This is a genomic window from Mesobacillus harenae (assembly GCF_013343715.1).
Taxonomy (GTDB): domain Bacteria; phylum Bacillota; class Bacilli; order Bacillales; family Cytobacillaceae; genus Mesobacillus_A; species Mesobacillus_A harenae.
The window spans coordinates 168,688-185,467 of sequence record NZ_JABUNR010000009.1; the positions used below are offsets into that span (position 1 = coordinate 168,688).

Genomic DNA, 16,780 nt, shown 5'->3' on the forward strand with positions numbered 1-16,780 from the left:
TAGAAAGCAGGTATGTTTGCCTTCCTTCTTGAATATATAATGTAATCGCTTTCACTATATATTAGGAGGTAATGCAGATTGGCTAGTGAAGAGAGTTTGATAGCTCGGAAACGTTTGATAGAACATGTTGCTTCACAGAAACCTGGTGGGACTCTAGAAGATGCACGACAGGGTCTCGAGACACTAATGAGCACTTTTCCTGTTGCGCAAGACATTAAAGTGGAAAATCTTTTAGTTGAGGGAATGCCTGCTGAGTGGGTTGTTGCTCCGAATGCTGTTGAAGATCGAGTATTTCTTTATCTTCACGGAGGCGCCTACATTATGGGGAATTGCAATACACACAGGGACTTGGCTTCGAAACTATCCCGTGCGACAGCTTCTCATGTATTAGTAGTTGAATATCGCCTCGCTCCAGAGCATCCCTTCCCTGCTGGAATAGAAGATGCCGTTACTGCTTATCGCTGGTTAATTTCTGCGGGTGTCTCAGCCGAGAAAATTATTGTAGGCGGAGACTCAGCTGGCGGAGGTCTAACTCTTGCTTTGCTTCAATCCTTAAGGGAAGCTGGTGAAAGTTTACCTGCCTTAACAGTTCTGCTTTCACCATGGACAGACATGGAAGGAACGGGAGAATCAATGGAATCACGTGCAGCCGCTGATCCTTGGCTCAACCCATTAGAAACCCGCGGAGCACCTGTACTCTATTTAGGAGAAACTGACCCTCGCAATGCTTTGGTCTCTCCCATTCACGCAGACTTATCGGGCCTACCACCGATGATTGTCCATGTTGGCAATGATGAAATTCTATTAGATGATTCAGTTCGCCTTGTGACTAGGGCCAGAGATGCTGGTGTTGATGCAACTTTAAAAGTTTGGGAAGGCATGTGGCATGTATTCCAACAATTCGGAACACCTGAATCAGCCAATTCACTTGAGGAAATTGGCCAATTTGTTCAGCAAAGACTTGCTGCAAATTCTGCTTCACCGGCAAAATAATAAAGATTACCTGTAATCGTTAAAACGTTTAAGCCCTGATCCTAAATCTGGAACAGGGTTTTATTTTTAGAACACAAAAAAAAGGCTCTCAGAGAGAGCCTTTTTGTAAGTTTAGGTTTAATTATGCTTTTTGAACGTTAGTAGCTTGGGGTCCACGTTGGCCTTGTTCTACTTCAAAAGTTACTTCTTGACCTTCGTCTAATGACTTGAAGCCTTCGCTTTGGATAGCTGAGAAGTGAACGAATACGTCGTCTCCGCCTTCGCGCTCGATGAATCCGAATCCTTTTTCTGCGTTAAACCATTTTACTTTACCTTGTTCCATGTGTGTTTCCTCCTCGTGTGCTATGCACACATTGTGTTACTATCCTTGCTTACATCTTCAAGTCAGAAAGTTTTAACCACTTTTACAACCTTGCCGAACAAACAAAAATAATTCTTCTTTAGAATAACAGAACAAATTCATTAACGCAATAGGTCTTTTGTCCTATATGAACAATAAGCCACCATCCATTTAATTTTCTGCCTATTATTAAATAATAAAATGCCTTAATGTCTATGTTTTAACAGGTTACTTAAATGCTCACGTATTCAACAGAAAAAGTCTATGCTGGCTTCAGCCTATTTTTTCAGCAAATTTTATAATTTCAACGTCATGACTTTGAGATCAACAGAATATTTTATATTTAAATAATACTTCTTTCATTTATCGAGTTAAAGAACCCTCCTTTGTAACCAGGTAGGGTTCTAATCATTTAAAAGTTAGGAACCAAAATATCATAGTTCATTGGCGTTCATTTTTAAATTCTTTAGTCAGCAGAATCCTCTGATATTTTATGCTTCGAACTCTTTAATTTTTGCAGTTGGACTTAATATTTTTTCTGGATTAAAATCTTCAAGCGCTTCGCCATTCTTTATTTTATTAACCCAATCATGATTAGCAAGAGCTCCTTTACCTATTGTGACGATATCGGCTTCCCCTTTTTCAATTATTTTGCTAGCCTCGATCGGATTTTCGAGATGCCCATTCGCTATTACTGGAACCTTGCCGTATTTTCTTGCTAAGGCAGCTAGTGAAAGACCGCCATCGCCAAAAGCAGAATCCGTTGCTGCAGTGCCTTCTCCTTGAGGGAATGCAGGCTGCCATGCTTCATATTCCGTTACATGAATATAATCAACACCAGCTGAAACTGCCTGACTAAAGATTACTTCGGCATCTTTCTCTTTTCCTTCCCATTTATGTGTATAATCATTTACTTTACCTTGGGATATTCTTATTCCCACGGTAAAGTCATTCCCTACTGCTTCACGGACCGCCTTTGTTACTTCCACAAGCAAACGAACTCTATTTTGGATGGAGCCGCCATAATTATCAGAACGCTTGTTTGTATAACTTGTTAAAAACTGGTCAATTATATATCCATTGGCTCCATGGATTTCGATTCCGTCGAATCCAGCCTTTTTAGCATTATTAGCGGCTTCAACAAACCCTTTTACCACCTCTGTTATTTCATCTAGAGTGGCTTCTTTAGGCCTTGAAAAAGGTCCCTTGCCTCCGTAGAACTCCATTTGCTCACCCTTTGGCTGAACAGAAGAAGGGCCAATGGTGTCTTCCACAAACCGATTCCCTTGTGACAATGCACCAGCATGCATGAGTTGTGCAAATATTTTAGCGCCATGTTGATGAACAGCATCAACTACTTTTCTCCATGCTACTATTTGGTCATCAAAAACAATGCCAGGCTGATCAAAATACCCTTGGCTATACGCCTTATCAGGATAAACTCCTTCTGTAATTATGAGCCCGAAACCGCCTTTTGCAAATGAATTATAATAAGACACCATTCGATCTGTTGCTAACCCTTCTGGCGTAGCGCTTGTCCTTGTCATTGGGGCAACCCCTACCCTATTTTCTAATAAGGTATTTCCTAATTTTACTTTTTCGAATAGCAAATTCTTATTAGCCATTTTTAAGACCTTCTCTCAAATATTATTTAAAATAAACATACGAACAATTCTTTAACAGCCATTAATCCCACAGGACATCCCATCTATCGAAATAACGGATACTTGTTTATTGGCCTCCTCTTCAATAATTTTTTCAAGAGTTTCCTTCGAACGAGCTCCTGCTACCACAGTTTCTCCTATTACAAAGGTAGGAACGGCCGTTATATTGGCTTCTGAATAGGAATGGTTTAATGCTTTTTGATGGGCTTCTTTGTATTTTCTAGTTTCAAGTGCTTCCCGGTAGCCTTCTGGCTCAAGACCTACTTCCTCTGCCAATTTAGTTAACACTTTGATGCTGCCAATGTCCTGCTCCTCTTGAAAAAAGGCACGTAATATCCGATCATTGTATTCGTTAGCTTTTCCATATTCCTTTGCAAATTGATACCCTTCAAAGGCTAAATGAGTGTATGGCTGAGGTGATACCTTTGGCAGAACTATTTCAATTCCCATTTGATTAGCCATCGGATAAACTGCTTGCTTCCACGTATTTTGCAGGTAATCTCCTTCTGGTTTCAGTGTTTCATTTGGATAAGGGCGGAGTTCGTATGGCATCCATTCAACCTCTGCATCCTTCCCTTCCATTGCTTCCTTAAGAGGTTTTTCCGCTAAGAAACAAAATGGGCATACATAGTCTGAATATACCTTTATCTTTACTGTCACTAGTATTCCCTCCTGATCCAAACTTCACGTTCAGATTTTTCTCATTCAAAAACTATTATTAGCTTGCTTTTACAATCGAATTTTATAAAAAATTTTTTTAAATAGCTGGTCAACCTTTATTAAAAAAGGCCATTGGAGAACTTGCTCCAACAGCCGTATTGTTGTGTTAGCCTAATAGGTTGCATTCTTCATATACACGATCATAATGCTCTTGATTACCTGCCTCAAATTCTTCGTTCTTATAAACTAGTTCTCCTTTTTTATTGATTAAAAAACAAGAACGCTGGGCTACCTCGTCTTTTTCTTTAAAAACATGATACTTTTTCACTGTTTTTTTATGCCAGTCGGATATAAGAGGATATGGAAGCGTACCAAGTGAAGTTTCAAACACATTTTGGGCAAATATGTGGTCCACACTTATCGCTAATACCTCTGTATCATTTTTCTTAAAAGTTTCATATTCCTCTTTCCAAGAGGTTAATTCTTTAATTCAGCCAGGTGTGAAGGCTAGTGGAAAAAAAACCAGCAAAACGTTCTTCTCTCCCTCGTAATCAGAAAGACTAACATCCCTCCGATTAGTAGAAGGCAAAGAAAAATCAGGAACCCTTTCTCCAATCACAAGACCCACAAATCTCAACTCCTTTCAAACTCGTATACCCTCTTCTTTCCACAAAACCAAGAATTTAATCCGGTGACAGGCACCCTCCATTTAATTTCCATTTATCATTTTAAGAGGCATAACCCCAATACATTCAATGGGTTTCAGCAAGAGATTCTAATATAGTTTGTGTTTCCTTTGGGATAATACCCTAAAAAATGGATGGTGCCTGTCACCTAATCTTATGTAAGTGCATTTATCAGTTTTGTGATTTCTGCTCCTTGGTTTGTGAAGATTCTGATGCCTACCAGAATGACGGCAGCCAATAAGACTAAATATCCGACTGCATATAGTTTTAAATTTATTTTGGCTCGAAACTCTTCTTTAAAAAATCCAAGCAAACCAGCGACGAAGATTGAGAGGACATTAATATAAGCAATCCACATATTAATATGATCATTTATGTACCATTTCAGCAGTTCTGATTGGAGGTCACTTTCCTCGGATGAAATCAAATAGCTTTCCTGATCAAAGATTCCAATTTTAACTTCCAGCCCGCTTTTGGTCTCTTCAAAGTTAAAACCATATGGGTGAGCATCAGCAAAGTATGATAACAAATTAAGAACTATTATTGATGAAAAGTAAACTAATAATACGAGTGATAATTTTCTCATCTGATCCACCTTTTTGACGTATTTTAACAAACTCTAACTTACTGTAACAGGTATAAGCAAACTATGTAAAAGCATTAGGCTTTACCAAACAATGCTTGCGAAAGTTGAAGACAATCTTGTAAATAAAAAAAATGACGCGTTTTTTTACTAGCGCGTCATTTTTAATGATATTTTATTCACTAGCCTCTCAATAAGGAATCCCACTCCCTTAGAAGGTGGCTTTTAATTCTTTTAATACTATACTCCGCGTCCGATCCTAACCATAAAATGCAAAAAGAAACCCCCTCAGGTTAATATAAAACATACTATTAGAAATTAGTTTACATAATTATATTATTAAACACTATATTTCATCAGCTGGACCGAAGCGACTCCAAGGGCTAGGCCTGGAGCTTGACAGTAATCAATCTTAGAACTTCTTGTCTTTTAAAAAACAGCCCCGATTCATAGGGACTGCTTCCTTTTAAACATGTGAGGCAATGATTGATGCGTTGCCTTCCAATGAAAATTTCCCAAATTCAGCTGGCAGGAGGAAATGATCCCCTTTTTTAAAAGAAAAACTTTCTTCCCCTTTGAAAAGAGTCCCCTCCCCGTCGATGACACTAATGAGCTGGAACGGCACATCCTCGTTAATCTCTCCTGATTTTCCCTTAAGATCCCATTTAAAAACAGAGAAATGGGCTGCTTTTACAAATGTAGTAATGTCCATATCTCCATGTTGAATTGTGATCTCATCGACCGGGAATTCTTCTGTTGGGACAGTTATCACATCAAGGGATCTTTTAATATGAAGCTCGCTAAGATTTCCTTCTTTATTCCGACGGCCATAGTCAAAAAAACGGTAAGCTGTATCAGAGTTTTGCTGGGTTACTAAAGTGACAGTACCTTTTCCGATTGAATGAACAGTTCCGCTTGGCACATAAAAGAAATCACCGGCCCGGACTGGTACTTTGCGCAGCAGTTCGTCCCAGTTTCCATCATTGATCATACTCTCAAGCTCTTCCTTTGTTTTCGCATGGTGCCCATAAACGATTTCTGCACCTTCTTCTGCTTCGACAATATACCAGCACTCTGTTTTGCCTAATTCGCCATTTTCATGGTTTTTAGCGTACTCATCATCAGGGTGAACTTGTACAGATAGATCTGTTTCTACGTCGAGAATCTTCGTTAGCAGCGGAAAGCGATCGCTTTCAATGGAGCCGAACAGTTCTCGATTTGTTTCCCAAAGCTCTCCTAAAGTTTTTCCTTTTAGCTCCCCATTTTTCACAACGCTTTGTCCATCATGATGGTCTGCGAACGCCCAGCATTCTCCTGTCTGACTTGAGGGCAGCTCATACCCGAATTGCTTTAGGGACTCCCCTCCCCAAATTCTTTCTTTAAAGACTGGTTCGAAAAATAACGGTTCTTTTACCATACCAACAAATCACTCCTTAAAAAATCATTATTTTTACATAGCACTCCTATATCATCACTGTAACCTGCAAGATTCGGATGAACGAAGATAAGCTAGTCTCAGATTCAAATACCCTTTTACGGCTGCTTCTAAAAGTGCATTATTAGGTCCTCTGCACCCGCCAAATAGAAAAAAGGCCCAGATTAAAAATCCCACAGCATTTCTACGTAGGTTCGATGGTACTTCACTTGTGTTCATACTCACTTTATCTTCGCTCACAGGAGTTTTATGAGTGTTCTAGCCTGCGTCTTAGAAGTTTTCTTGCCGTTTTTTGAGCACCAACTTTTCGAGTCATAAATAATATCTCGCAATATAAGCAAAGATAAGGATAAAAAGGGTGGCTATAATGGTTAACCGCAGAATTTTTCGCTTATTGTTAGGGAGTACGGTACTTTCCAGTTTGTTTAGCTTAGCAGTGATTGGTTTGACTATATTTCATCATTTAAATATGAGTCGTATGCTAGGAGAGATAAAAAAACAGAAATCCAAGGTGTGCCAATGCAGTAAGACCAAGCAAAAACAAAAGAGTGATCCTCCTGAAGCATTAAGCTAGTAATATGACTACTTTCATTCCATATGATAGGAAAAAAGAAATCTGAGGTCAGGTATACACTTAAAATCAGCACTATAGCAGCACAGAAGACACTATCCCCAACTATCCATCAGATAAAGCTGCCCATTTGGACAGCTTTTCTGTGGTTATTTTAACAATTTGCGTACAAGGCTCAGTTTTTTATCATTATACGGCGGGAATAATGTTGTAAGATTAATTCTGCTGCTCTTTTTAAGGATGCTTTTTGCGTGTGAAAAAGTGGTGAAGCTGTAATGGCCATGATAAGCTCCAATTCCAGAATTGCCTACGCCGCCAAATGGCAATTCTGGGTTAGCTAAATGGGTGAGGGTATCATTCAGGCTTACTCCTCCAGAAGAGGTTTCAGTCAGCACCTTTTCTTCGACGTCTTTTTTTGAGGAGAACAAGTAAAGTGCTAACGGCTTCGGCAATTTTTTAATCGAATCGAGCGCAACATCCAAATCCTGATAGGTCAAAATTGGAAGAATCGGACCAAATATCTCGTCTCCCATTGAGGCTGAATCCCAGGTGGCTTCTATTAAAGTTGGTTCGATAAAACGGGATTCAGGGTTGGTCGCACCGCCAAAAATGACCCGGTTTTTATCTTTCTCGATGATAGTTCTTAAACGGTCAAAATGCCGGTCGTTTACAATCCGGCCAAAATCCTTGCTGTGTTCAGTTTCTTCGCCATAGAAAGTTTTTAGCGTCCTTTTCATTTCAGCAACTAGATTATCTTTTACAGATTCATGTACCAAAAGATAATCAGGTGCCACACAGGTTTGCCCAGAATTCAGGGTTTTCCCCCAAATGATTCGGTGTGCAGCGACCTTAATATTTGCGCTTTCATCGACAATTACAGGACTTTTGCCTCCCAATTCAAGCGTCACCGGCACAAGGTTCTTTGCGGCTGCCTCCATAACGATTTTTCCGACTGGTACACTCCCTGTAAAAAAAATATAGTCAAATTGGGCATTGATTAAAGAAGTGTTTGTTTCGATCCCACCTTCAACAGAACGTATATAGGATTGGTCAAATGTAGACCCTATCATTTCCGTTATCACAGCAGACACGTTTGGCACCACTTCTGATGGCTTAAGAACAACACAGTTACCGGCTGCAATTGCCCCTATTAAAGGTTCTATCAAAAGCTGGAACGGATAATTGAAAGGTCCAATAATTAAGGCCGTCCCATACGGTTCATACATAATTGTGCTTTTCGAAGGAAAAAGCACTAGAGGTGTCTTCACTTTTTTTGGCTTTGCCCATTTTTTTAGACGTTTCTTGGTATGGGTAATGCTATTTAATACAAAGCCAATTTCGGAAGTATAAGTTTCAAACGGATGTTTCCCAAGATCTTTATGAAGCGCCTCATTGATTTTAGATTCGTAGGCAATGATGCCTGCTCTGAGTTTTTCTAGCTGTCCTAAACGAAAATCCAAATCCAATGTTTTTTTGGACTTGAAATATTGATTATGCTGATGCAGGATATTTTTTACATCTTGAGGCTGCAGTTCTTCGCTTTCCATCAGATATCTAGTCCTCCCTTTTAGTGTATATCAAACATTGTATTCATAAGATATTTGCAGATTTTAGCTTTACATTAGGATAACTCCAGCAAACTATATGCCGCAGCCAAAAGGTTATCTGCCAAACTTCATATGTATTATAGACTTAAGTGTACCTAATAAACAAAAAATAAGAGAGAGACCCGTTTGTAAAGGTCTCTCTCCTTAAAAGGTGACAGGCACCATCCATTTTATGGAGATACCCTTCTTATTTAATTAACCAGCCTCCATCTACGAGTGAATCGGTTCCAGTCATATAAGAGGCTTCTTTAGAGGCTAGAAAAGCGATAACATTTGCGATTTCCTCTGGTGCCGCAATCCGTCCTAAGGCTGTCTTTCTCTTAACACTATTTAAAAATTTTTCATTTTGAAGTCCACCTTCTGTAAGAGGTGTTTCAACAAACCCAGGTGAGACGGAATTGGCCCTGATTCCAAGTGGAGCAAGCTCTAGAGCCAGCGCTTTTGTAAAACTAATGACACCTGCCTTAGCTGTGCTGTAAGGAACGAATTGGGCACCTGCCTTATGCCCTGAAAGGGAAGCAACATTAACAATCGATCGATTCTCAGGAACCAGATCACGTTCGGCTCCTTTTGCCATAATGCGTCCCAGTTTTTGAGAAAGAATAAATACACTTTTTAAATTTAAATTTTGAGCATAATCCCAAGTTTCTTCACTTGCTTCCAACACTTTCCCATTTGCAGAGCCTCCAGCATTATTAATTAGGACATGCAGATCGCCAAATTGTTCTTTAACATAATCGGCCAGCTCCTGGACATCATCGGAATCTGTGACATCTGCCTGAAAAATTTCTGCCATTGGAATTCTCTTTGTTTTGTTTATTTCGTTTGCAACAGCTTCCAATTTAGCTTTAGTTCGGCCTACTAGGATAACCTTTGCACCTTCGTTTGCAAGACGGATCGCCGTTGCCCTTCCGATTCCGCTTCCTGCTCCTGTAATTAATGATATATTGTCGATAAAACGCATGTTAACCCTCCCCTTAAATTTTAATCGCTCGCGAGCTCTCCTAGACTGCAATCTATTGATTAGTTATTAACTCCATGCTTTACCAGGGCTGCACCTTTATCCTTTTTTAAATCCTTGATTATTCAGCCAACTTCCGCCGTCCATTGTTACACATTCTCCATTGATATATTCCGATTCAGGTGCTAATAAAAAGTAAGCGAGATTCGCAATTTCTTCTGCTCTGCCAAATCTTTTGAGGGGGATCCCATTCATCGCTTCTTTGTAACCATCGCTAGAGTCTATTAGTCTCGCAACCCCCTCTGTATCTTCAATAGGACCTGGAGCTATACAGTTGGCTCTAATTCCATATTTGCTTCCCCACTCTACCGCAAGCGTTCTTGTCATAGCCAGAATTCCTGCCTTGGCACTTGCAGCGTGCACATTCCCTGCAGCTCCTGCCCAGGCCATTGTCGCTATGATATTGAGAATGCTCCCTTGCTGCTTGTTTGCTATCCATTCCTTGCCTACCGCTTGAGAACAATACCAGGTGCCGTTTAAATCAATATTAATAACCGCGTTCCAACCGTTGATTGAAAGGTCCTCGGCTGCACAGACAAAGTTTCCGGCTGCATTATTGACAAGTCCATCTATCTTTCCAAATGTTTGCTTAGTAACCCGGACCATTTCATTGACATTTTCAGGAATTCTGACATCCATTTGAAAATCCAAAATCTGACCTTCAAAGGTTTCAATTTCACTTTTGGCGGTTTTTAATTTATCAGCCGTTCTTCCCGTGATCACAACATTGGCACCTTTAGAAGCAAATTTCTTAGCCATTGCTTTCCCTATGCCGCTGCCTCCGCCTGTGATTATGATAGTTTTACCTTCCATGCTCTTCCCCTCCTTAATCCTTCTATCTAAGCTGAAATGCATCCCAAATAGAATGTTATCGAAATTTAACCGAATCCAAAGCTGAGCAGCAGGACAAGTCCTGTTATCTCTTTATTTCAAAAAAACCTTTAACTTTTACTTCCCCAGCCTCATTGACTGCCTCGGCCTCACAAATCCAGCGATCGTCTTTTTCATCGACAATGTTGCCTCTAACTGTTATTTTTTCACCTGGCTTTGTCATTGCCTTGAATCGGACAGAAAATTTAACTAAATCCTCTGCTGAAAACCATTCGCCTATTGCTTGGCCGATAAAACCCATAATCATCATGCCGTGTGCGATCACTCCCCCAAGCCCGGCTTCTTCAGCAAACGGGACAACCGTATGGATCGGATTAAAATCTCCAGATGCGCCAGCGTATTTAACAAGCTGAGTATGGGTAATTTCTTCTTTTTGAATTGGTTTCAATTGATATCCATCATTCATCATTTTCCCTCCTAATGCCTTTCAATCACGGTTGAACGTGAGATTAGGACAAGTTCATCCTGTTCATTAAAATATTCTTTTTTAATAACCACAAAGTTCATGGCAGCTTTCGTATATATATTTTCGACTACACCCTTAACCGTCAAAATGTCCCCGACCTTCATTTCACCGAAATATTCATATTCCTGCTCTCCATGTAGAACCTTTTTTCCATTTAAGCCCAGCAACTCTCCTATGGATTGCCCACCACCCCAAAAATCAATAACCGTAGGGAAGGTTGGCAAGAGTTTTTCCCCAATTAAATATTCTTCTTTCAAGTCACCGATCGCCAATGCGAGCTCCTTAACTTTTCCTGCTTCAACTTTAAAAGTATAGGATTCTAATTTTGCGCCAATTTTCTCTTGCAAGGCTGTGTTCATTTCTAGCACTCTCCTTTTTTGAAATTCTGTATATTAAGATAATTCTTTGCCTACTACAGAAACAAACGACACACATTGCATCGGCGAACCGCCGAGATTATGGGTCAGACCGAGTTTAGGATTATCCAGCTGACGCTTTCCTGCTTTTCCCTGGAATTGCAAATACATTTCGTAGAGCATCCTTAGCCCGCTCGCACCAATTGGGTGTCCAAATGATTTTAATCCGCCGTCTGGATTAACAGGCAATTCTCCGTCTAGCTCAAACACCCCATTTAAGACATCTTTCCAGCCTTGGCCTCGTTCACTTAATCCCAAATCTTCATAGATCACCAGCTCTGTCGGGGTAAAGCAATCATGAACTTCAGCCATGCTAATTTCTTTCCTGGGATCTTTAATTCCCGCTTCCCGATAGGCTGCCTGAGAGGCTACAACATTTTCTTTTATCGATGTAAAATCAAAATCCTGACGCAGGCGCCCATCCCCAGGGCCTGCAGCGATCGAAAGCGCTTTTACATACATCGGCTCTTTACTATATTTATGGGCATCTTCTGACCGAACAATAATGGCTGCGGCAGCTCCATCAGCTACACCCGAACAATCCATTATTCCGAGTGGTGCGGCAACCAAGGGTGAGTTGGATATTTTATCCATAGGAACTTCACTGCGGTATTGAGCTTTAGGATTGAGGGAGCCATTGTAGTGATTTTTATAAGCAATTCGTGATAATACTTCTCTTCCTTGTTCTTTTGTCAGGCCATACTTTTTAAAATAAGCCGGTGCAAGGAATGAGAAGGAGGCCGGTGCTGAAAAATTTGGCGCCGTTCCGTCACTCGGCGGTTTAGGCGTGTTAAGGCCACTCAAACCGGAATCCTTTAATTTTTCTACTCCAATTGCAAGAACCATATCATAAGCTCCAGAAGCAACGGCATAACAGGCATTACGAAATGCTTCCGAACCTGTCGCACACATATTTTCCACTCTTGTAACAGGAATATATTGAGTCTTTAAAGCTCCAGAAAGGGTTATTCCTGCATATCCGGAAATCATTGTCCCCAACCAAGCTGCTTCAATGTCCTTTGGTTCAATTCCAGCATCATTAAAAGCTTCATAAGCTGCCTCTACTAACAAATCCTCAACACTTTTATCCCAATGTTCTGCAAACCTTGTACAGCCCATTCCAATAACGGCTACCTTGTCGCTAATTCCCTTTCTGCTCATCTAGACACTCTCCTTTTGCCTAATCGGCCTTGCTTTCCAGAAATAGTTACTGATTCCTCCTGCTTCATACAAACGCCTGAACGTCATCTCCATATTCATGCCTATTTCAATTTCTGCAGGGCTGCAGTCCGTCACCTCACAAATAATCCGGCCGCCATGAACAAAATCGATCACAGCCACTATCATCGGCGGTGCAGGCGATGCTGCCAGATGATCGAGTGTATACGTCATTACTTTTGCAGATTGCCCAACAAAACAATAATCCTCCATCTCATCCTTTGCCTGGCATTGTATACAAACACGCTGGTGCGGGAATCGTGCGGTACCACACCTTCGACATTTTGATCCCGTAAACGATAGATTTTGCCGATGCTTTCTATATAAAGCAGGTGCAGAGGGCCGATCCGTCGCCGGCCTTCTCGCCGGCTCGGTTTCAATGAGGTCTCTCCACTTAAGATAGTCACTGTATAAAATTTGATCATTTTTAAAAGCTAAACAGCCATTTACGCCTTTACGATCCTTTAGCTCTTTAATGGCATCTGTTACTTCAAACAGCATATAGTCCAGGCCTTCTGCAAAGGCAATAACAAGCAGCTGATCACCGGGTTTGGCAGTTTCCAAAGCAGATACCAGCATCATTGGAGCATGGGCGTTCCCAGTGTCTCCCACTGAATCAAACAAGGGATTTTCTAGTTGCTCTTTTTTAAATCCAAGAGCACTGGCTGCCTGTGAATGTGCCCGTATCCCTGGACCAGAAATGATGACCTTTGAAAGTGAATCTGCAGAACGGCTATTTCTTTCTAAAAATGGTGTAATTGTCTCTTTTACTTGTTTCAAAAACACAGTGGAGCCGAGCCGTTCTTCCCAGGTTTGAGTAAACCTGTCCTCTTGGCTGCGCCATTGACTAATGATTTCTCCCTGGAGACTTCCTTGGTCGACCATACTTGCAATAACATTATCCCCGCTGCCCATTAGAAAGGAGACAGCACCGTCACCAAACCAAAGCTCGTTTTGTCCAGTTGGTGCACCAGTCCTGCAGTCCGATGCAATCACCAATGTCTTTTCATCGGGCTGTGCCGATAACATCGACGAAGTTCCGCTTCTCAAAGAGGAAGCGGTTTCAATTCCGCGGACAGTTTCTTTTAGGCTTAAAGCTGTAGCTATTGTCCCAACCGACCCTTTTTCTTTGTAAGGTGAGCTGACTGTAGCAAAGTAAACTGCATCGACATCATGTGGATTGATTCCATTTAAACAATCAAGTGCTGCCTCCACACCCATAGAAATGCTATCTTCATCATAACCAGCAACTGCTTTTTCCCCGGCTGGCCCCAGCTTCCCAAAAAATTCACTGATTTTCTTTCTTTGAAGACGATTATAGGGAACATAGGCCCCATAAGAAATAATTCCTTTCATATTCCTGCTCCTCTCTTCACCTTTTTAAAAGACTTTTAAACGGTTATTAGACATTTACTGTCGGGTTACTTTTTAAATATTCTTTATGAAGCTGCCCAGCAATGATATTTTTTTGAATTTCAGATGTACCCTCATAAATTTTGGTGATTCTAGCATCACGGTAATATCTTTCAATTGGGAAATCTTTAATATAGCCTATCCCCCCATGAATTTGCACAGCTTTGTCTGCTATTCGATTGTAGATCTCTGATCCGAGCAGTTTGGCCATTGCTGCCTCTTTGATTACATTCATCCCTTGATCAACCATCCATGCAACACGGTAAGTTACAGAACGCAGCGTTTCCACATCCAGCGCTATCTCTGCTAAATAGTGCTGAATAATCTGCTGTTCAAAAATCGGTTTTCCAAATTGTTCTCTTTCGTGTGCATATTTGACTGATAATTCCAATAATTTCTGACAGGAACCAAGGTTGCGTGCTGCAAGACCTGCGCGGCCATTGGCCAGGATTTTCAAAGCATTAACATATCCTAATCCTTCTTCACCTAAAACATTTTCTGCTGGGACTTCACAATCATCAAAGAAGATTTCTGAAGAATGTGAACCGCGAAGTCCCATCTTTTCTTCCGTTTTTCCGACTATGAAGCCTTTAAAATCACTCTCTACGATAAATGAAGTAATCCCTTTAGCTCCTTTACTAGGATCCGTGACGGCCATAACTGTAAAAACAGCTGCACTCGGCCCATTGGTAATATAGTGTTTTGAACCATTTAGAATGTACTTATCTCCTTTACGGACTGCCTTCGTCTTAATCGCCACTGCATTTGAACCAGCACTTGGTTCCGTTAAAGCGAATGCACCTAGTAATTCTCCAGTTGCCATCCCAGGCAAATACTTTCTTTTTTGCTGCTCATTTCCCATTTCTACTATGCCAACAGAGCCAATGCCCGTATGTCCCCCAATAACAGTTGTATATCCGTTAGAAGTACGGCCGATTTCTTCGTATATTGCACATTTTGCAACCATATCAATACCCAAACCGCCATACTCCTCTGGAATACTTAACCCAAATAAGCCAATATCTTTGCTCATTTGCATAATATGGTCGGGTATTTTATCCTCTTTTTCAATTTGATCAGCAAGAGGATCCACAGTGTTGTCAACAAAGTCCCTAATCGATTTTTTCATTTCTAGTAGTTCTGGTGATAAATTAAAATCCATTTTTATCTCTCCTTTATTTATGGTGCTATTAAACTTGTTTTTTGAAAATCATCACATATAACTGGCCATAGCTGATTTTGTATAAAAATTAACTCTTTTCCATGTTTGTATACTCTTCGACAAGCTTGCGTCTCAACACCTTCCCAACAATTGTCTTAGGAAGCTCGGTCCGAAATTCAATCCCTCGGGGCACTTTGTATCTAGCTATTCTATTTTCGCACCAGCTAAGCAATTCTTTTTCACTAACAAATGCTCCTTGTTTAAGCACAACAATCGCTAGAAGTTTTTCTCCAAGATAGGCGTCAGGTACTCCAAAAACACATGTCTCAGCTATTGCCGGATGCTGGTAGAGAACTTCCTCCACTTCAACAGGATATATATTTAGTCCTCCAGCAATAACCATGTCTTTTTTCCTGCCGACAATATAATAAAACCCATCTTCATCACATGTAGCGATGTCTCCGGTGTACAGCCAGCCATTCCGAATCGCTTCCGCAGTTTCCTGAGGTTTACCCCAGTAGCCTTTCATAACTTGAGGGCCTTTTAAAATCAATTCTCCGCTTACACCGGCAGGCATCTCATCAATCCCGTTGTCTGTATCGACGATTTTTGATTCTGTATAAGGAATAGGCAGGCCTACACTGCCAATTTTTCTTTTTCCATTCAAAGGTGTCCGATGAGTAGATGTTGTTGCCTCAGATAAACCATAGCCTTCGAAAATATGAGCTCCGGTTTTTTCCTCAAGATCTTTGATAACTTTAATAGGGAGCGGTGAGGAACCCGATAAGCAAATCTTAAAACAAGATAAATCGTATTTACCTAGTTCAGGATCATTCAAGATAGCAATATACATAGTCGGTGACCCCAAAAAATAGGTGGGTCTGTACATTTCAACTAACTCTAACACTTTTGCAGCATCGAATTTCTCAAGGATGATATAGGTTGCTGCATTCATAAAGGTATAATTCATATTGGTCATGGCCATTGCGTGAGTCAGTGGTGCGACACCCAAAATCCGTTCTGACCCTTTATTGATTACATCTTTAAAAACTAACCCAGCTTGCTGTATATTAGCGAGAATATTGAAGTGAGTAAGCATGGCTCCTTTAGACTTGCCTGTAGTTCCGCCTGTATACTGTATGACTGCTATATCTTCTTTAGAATGAATGTGTAGCGGAGGAAGTTCGGAACTACTTGCTTTTAACAGTAATTGATCATTGCCTAATTTATTTACCGTACTGATGATCTTTATGCTTTCACATTTTTCTATTTTTTTAAGTTTTTCAGTTTGCTCTAGTTTACAAACAAACCACGTGGGAGTTGAATCTTCAATGATATACTCTAGTTCGGCAGCTTGATATAAAGGATTAACCTGGACGACTGTACCTCCTAAACGCTGTGTTGCGTAATAGGCGATTACATAATGAATCCCATTTGGGAGCATTAACCCAATACGGTCACCCTTTTGAAACCCTTGTTGAAATAAAAAGGCTGCAAAAGCGTCTACTGAGTCTTTAAGTTGAGAATAGGTCAATTGAATTGACCCATCAATCACCGCAAGATGATTTGGATACTCTTTAGCAGTTTGTTCAAACATTTGATAAATAGAAAACCGGGATAGATGTTCGAAGTCGACCAATCCTTCCCCTCCTGT

16 protein-coding genes are annotated in these 16,780 nt (G+C 40.6%); 1 reads left to right on the forward strand and 15 read right to left on the reverse strand.

The genetic code is table 11. The annotated features are described in order from the left end of the window. Positions 1-78 precede the first annotated feature (78 nt). A complete protein-coding gene (locus HRJ06_RS12780; RefSeq protein ID WP_174733315.1) occupies positions 79-993 on the forward strand; it encodes an alpha/beta hydrolase in 915 nt (304 codons plus the stop codon). Positions 994-1,114: 121 nt separating this feature from the next. Here HRJ06_RS12780 and HRJ06_RS12785 read toward each other — a convergent pair whose 3' ends face one another. The 15 genes from HRJ06_RS12785 to HRJ06_RS12860 all read right to left on the reverse strand — a co-directional run bounded on the left by HRJ06_RS12785 (position 1,115) and on the right by HRJ06_RS12860 (position 16,765). Continuing rightward, positions 1,115-1,315, reverse strand: coding sequence for a cold-shock protein (locus HRJ06_RS12785; protein ID WP_174733306.1), 201 nt, complete (start codon positions 1,313-1,315; stop codon positions 1,115-1,117). Positions 1,316-1,824: 509 nt separating this feature from the next. Beyond that, positions 1,825-2,958 carry an NADH:flavin oxidoreductase gene (locus tag HRJ06_RS12790; protein ID WP_174733316.1) on the reverse strand — a complete coding sequence of 378 codons (1,134 nt, stop codon included), beginning with the start codon at positions 2,956-2,958 and terminating at the stop codon, positions 1,825-1,827. Between the two features lie 51 nt (positions 2,959-3,009). Continuing rightward, entirely contained in the window at positions 3,010-3,657 is a 648-nt protein-coding gene (locus HRJ06_RS12795; RefSeq protein WP_174733317.1) for a DsbA family protein, read from the reverse strand. Positions 3,658-3,823: 166 nt separating this feature from the next. Further along, a complete protein-coding gene (locus HRJ06_RS12800; RefSeq protein ID WP_338421091.1) occupies positions 3,824-4,285 on the reverse strand; it encodes a redoxin domain-containing protein in 462 nt (153 codons plus the stop codon). A 212-nt stretch (positions 4,286-4,497) separates the two neighbouring features. After that, complete coding sequence (locus HRJ06_RS12810; protein ID WP_174733318.1) at positions 4,498-4,929, reverse strand: hypothetical protein; 432 nt, start codon at positions 4,927-4,929, stop codon at positions 4,498-4,500. 463 nt (positions 4,930-5,392) lie between these two features. Then, positions 5,393-6,343 carry a mannose-6-phosphate isomerase, class I gene (gene manA / locus HRJ06_RS12815; protein ID WP_174733319.1) on the reverse strand — a complete coding sequence of 317 codons (951 nt, stop codon included), beginning with the start codon at positions 6,341-6,343 and terminating at the stop codon, positions 5,393-5,395. Between the two features lie 738 nt (positions 6,344-7,081). Continuing rightward, positions 7,082-8,479 carry an aldehyde dehydrogenase gene (locus tag HRJ06_RS12820; protein WP_174733320.1) on the reverse strand — a complete coding sequence of 466 codons (1,398 nt, stop codon included), beginning with the start codon at positions 8,477-8,479 and terminating at the stop codon, positions 7,082-7,084. Positions 8,480-8,726: 247 nt separating this feature from the next. Continuing rightward, the gene (locus HRJ06_RS12825; RefSeq protein WP_174733321.1) at positions 8,727-9,503 is read right to left on the reverse strand and encodes an SDR family NAD(P)-dependent oxidoreductase; all 777 of its coding nucleotides are present in this window, start codon (positions 9,501-9,503) and stop codon (positions 8,727-8,729) included. A 96-nt stretch (positions 9,504-9,599) separates the two neighbouring features. After that, positions 9,600-10,373 carry a 2,4-dienoyl-CoA reductase gene (gene fadH / locus HRJ06_RS12830; protein ID WP_174733322.1) on the reverse strand — a complete coding sequence of 258 codons (774 nt, stop codon included), beginning with the start codon at positions 10,371-10,373 and terminating at the stop codon, positions 9,600-9,602. 103 nt (positions 10,374-10,476) lie between these two features. Further along, a complete protein-coding gene (locus HRJ06_RS12835; protein ID WP_338421092.1) occupies positions 10,477-10,860 on the reverse strand; it encodes a MaoC/PaaZ C-terminal domain-containing protein in 384 nt (127 codons plus the stop codon). A gap of 8 nt (positions 10,861-10,868) precedes the next feature. After that, positions 10,869-11,276, reverse strand: coding sequence for an FAS1-like dehydratase domain-containing protein (locus HRJ06_RS12840; protein WP_174733323.1), 408 nt, complete (start codon positions 11,274-11,276; stop codon positions 10,869-10,871). 33 nt (positions 11,277-11,309) lie between these two features. Further along, complete coding sequence (locus tag HRJ06_RS12845) at positions 11,310-12,494, reverse strand: acetyl-CoA acetyltransferase (RefSeq protein ID WP_174733324.1); 1,185 nt, start codon at positions 12,492-12,494, stop codon at positions 11,310-11,312. Next, complete coding sequence (locus tag HRJ06_RS12850) at positions 12,495-13,907, reverse strand: OB-fold domain-containing protein (protein WP_174733325.1); 1,413 nt, start codon at positions 13,905-13,907, stop codon at positions 12,495-12,497. Between the two features lie 46 nt (positions 13,908-13,953). Then, entirely contained in the window at positions 13,954-15,126 is a 1,173-nt protein-coding gene (locus HRJ06_RS12855) for an acyl-CoA dehydrogenase family protein (protein WP_174733326.1), read from the reverse strand. A gap of 88 nt (positions 15,127-15,214) precedes the next feature. Then, the gene (locus HRJ06_RS12860) at positions 15,215-16,765 is read right to left on the reverse strand and encodes a long-chain-fatty-acid--CoA ligase (protein ID WP_174733327.1); all 1,551 of its coding nucleotides are present in this window, start codon (positions 16,763-16,765) and stop codon (positions 15,215-15,217) included. Between the last annotated feature and the right edge of the window lie 15 nt (positions 16,766-16,780).

Bases quoted from the DNA above. Each gene is read 5' to 3' on its own strand.
- fadH (WP_174733322.1), bottom strand. From the start codon at position 10,373: ATGGAAGGTAAAACTATCATAATCACAGGCGGAGGCAGCGGCATAGGG.
- HRJ06_RS12790 (WP_174733316.1), bottom strand. From the start codon at position 2,958: ATGGCTAATAAGAATTTGCTATTCGAAAAAGTAAAATTAGGAAATACC.
- HRJ06_RS12845 (WP_174733324.1), bottom strand. From the start codon at position 12,494: ATGAGCAGAAAGGGAATTAGCGACAAGGTAGCCGTTATTGGAATGGGC.
- HRJ06_RS12850 (WP_174733325.1), bottom strand. From the start codon at position 13,907: ATGAAAGGAATTATTTCTTATGGGGCCTATGTTCCCTATAATCGTCTT.
- HRJ06_RS12825 (WP_174733321.1), bottom strand. From the start codon at position 9,503: ATGCGTTTTATCGACAATATATCATTAATTACAGGAGCAGGAAGCGGA.
- HRJ06_RS12785 (WP_174733306.1), bottom strand. From the start codon at position 1,315: ATGGAACAAGGTAAAGTAAAATGGTTTAACGCAGAAAAAGGATTCGGA.
- HRJ06_RS12855 (WP_174733326.1), bottom strand. From the start codon at position 15,126: ATGGATTTTAATTTATCACCAGAACTACTAGAAATGAAAAAATCGATT.
- HRJ06_RS12840 (WP_174733323.1), bottom strand. From the start codon at position 11,276: ATGAACACAGCCTTGCAAGAGAAAATTGGCGCAAAATTAGAATCCTAT.
- HRJ06_RS12810 (WP_174733318.1), bottom strand. From the start codon at position 4,929: ATGAGAAAATTATCACTCGTATTATTAGTTTACTTTTCATCAATAATA.
- manA (WP_174733319.1), bottom strand. From the start codon at position 6,343: ATGGTAAAAGAACCGTTATTTTTCGAACCAGTCTTTAAAGAAAGAATT.
- HRJ06_RS12835 (WP_338421092.1), bottom strand. From the start codon at position 10,860: ATGATGAATGATGGATATCAATTGAAACCAATTCAAAAAGAAGAAATT.
- HRJ06_RS12820 (WP_174733320.1), bottom strand. From the start codon at position 8,479: ATGGAAAGCGAAGAACTGCAGCCTCAAGATGTAAAAAATATCCTGCAT.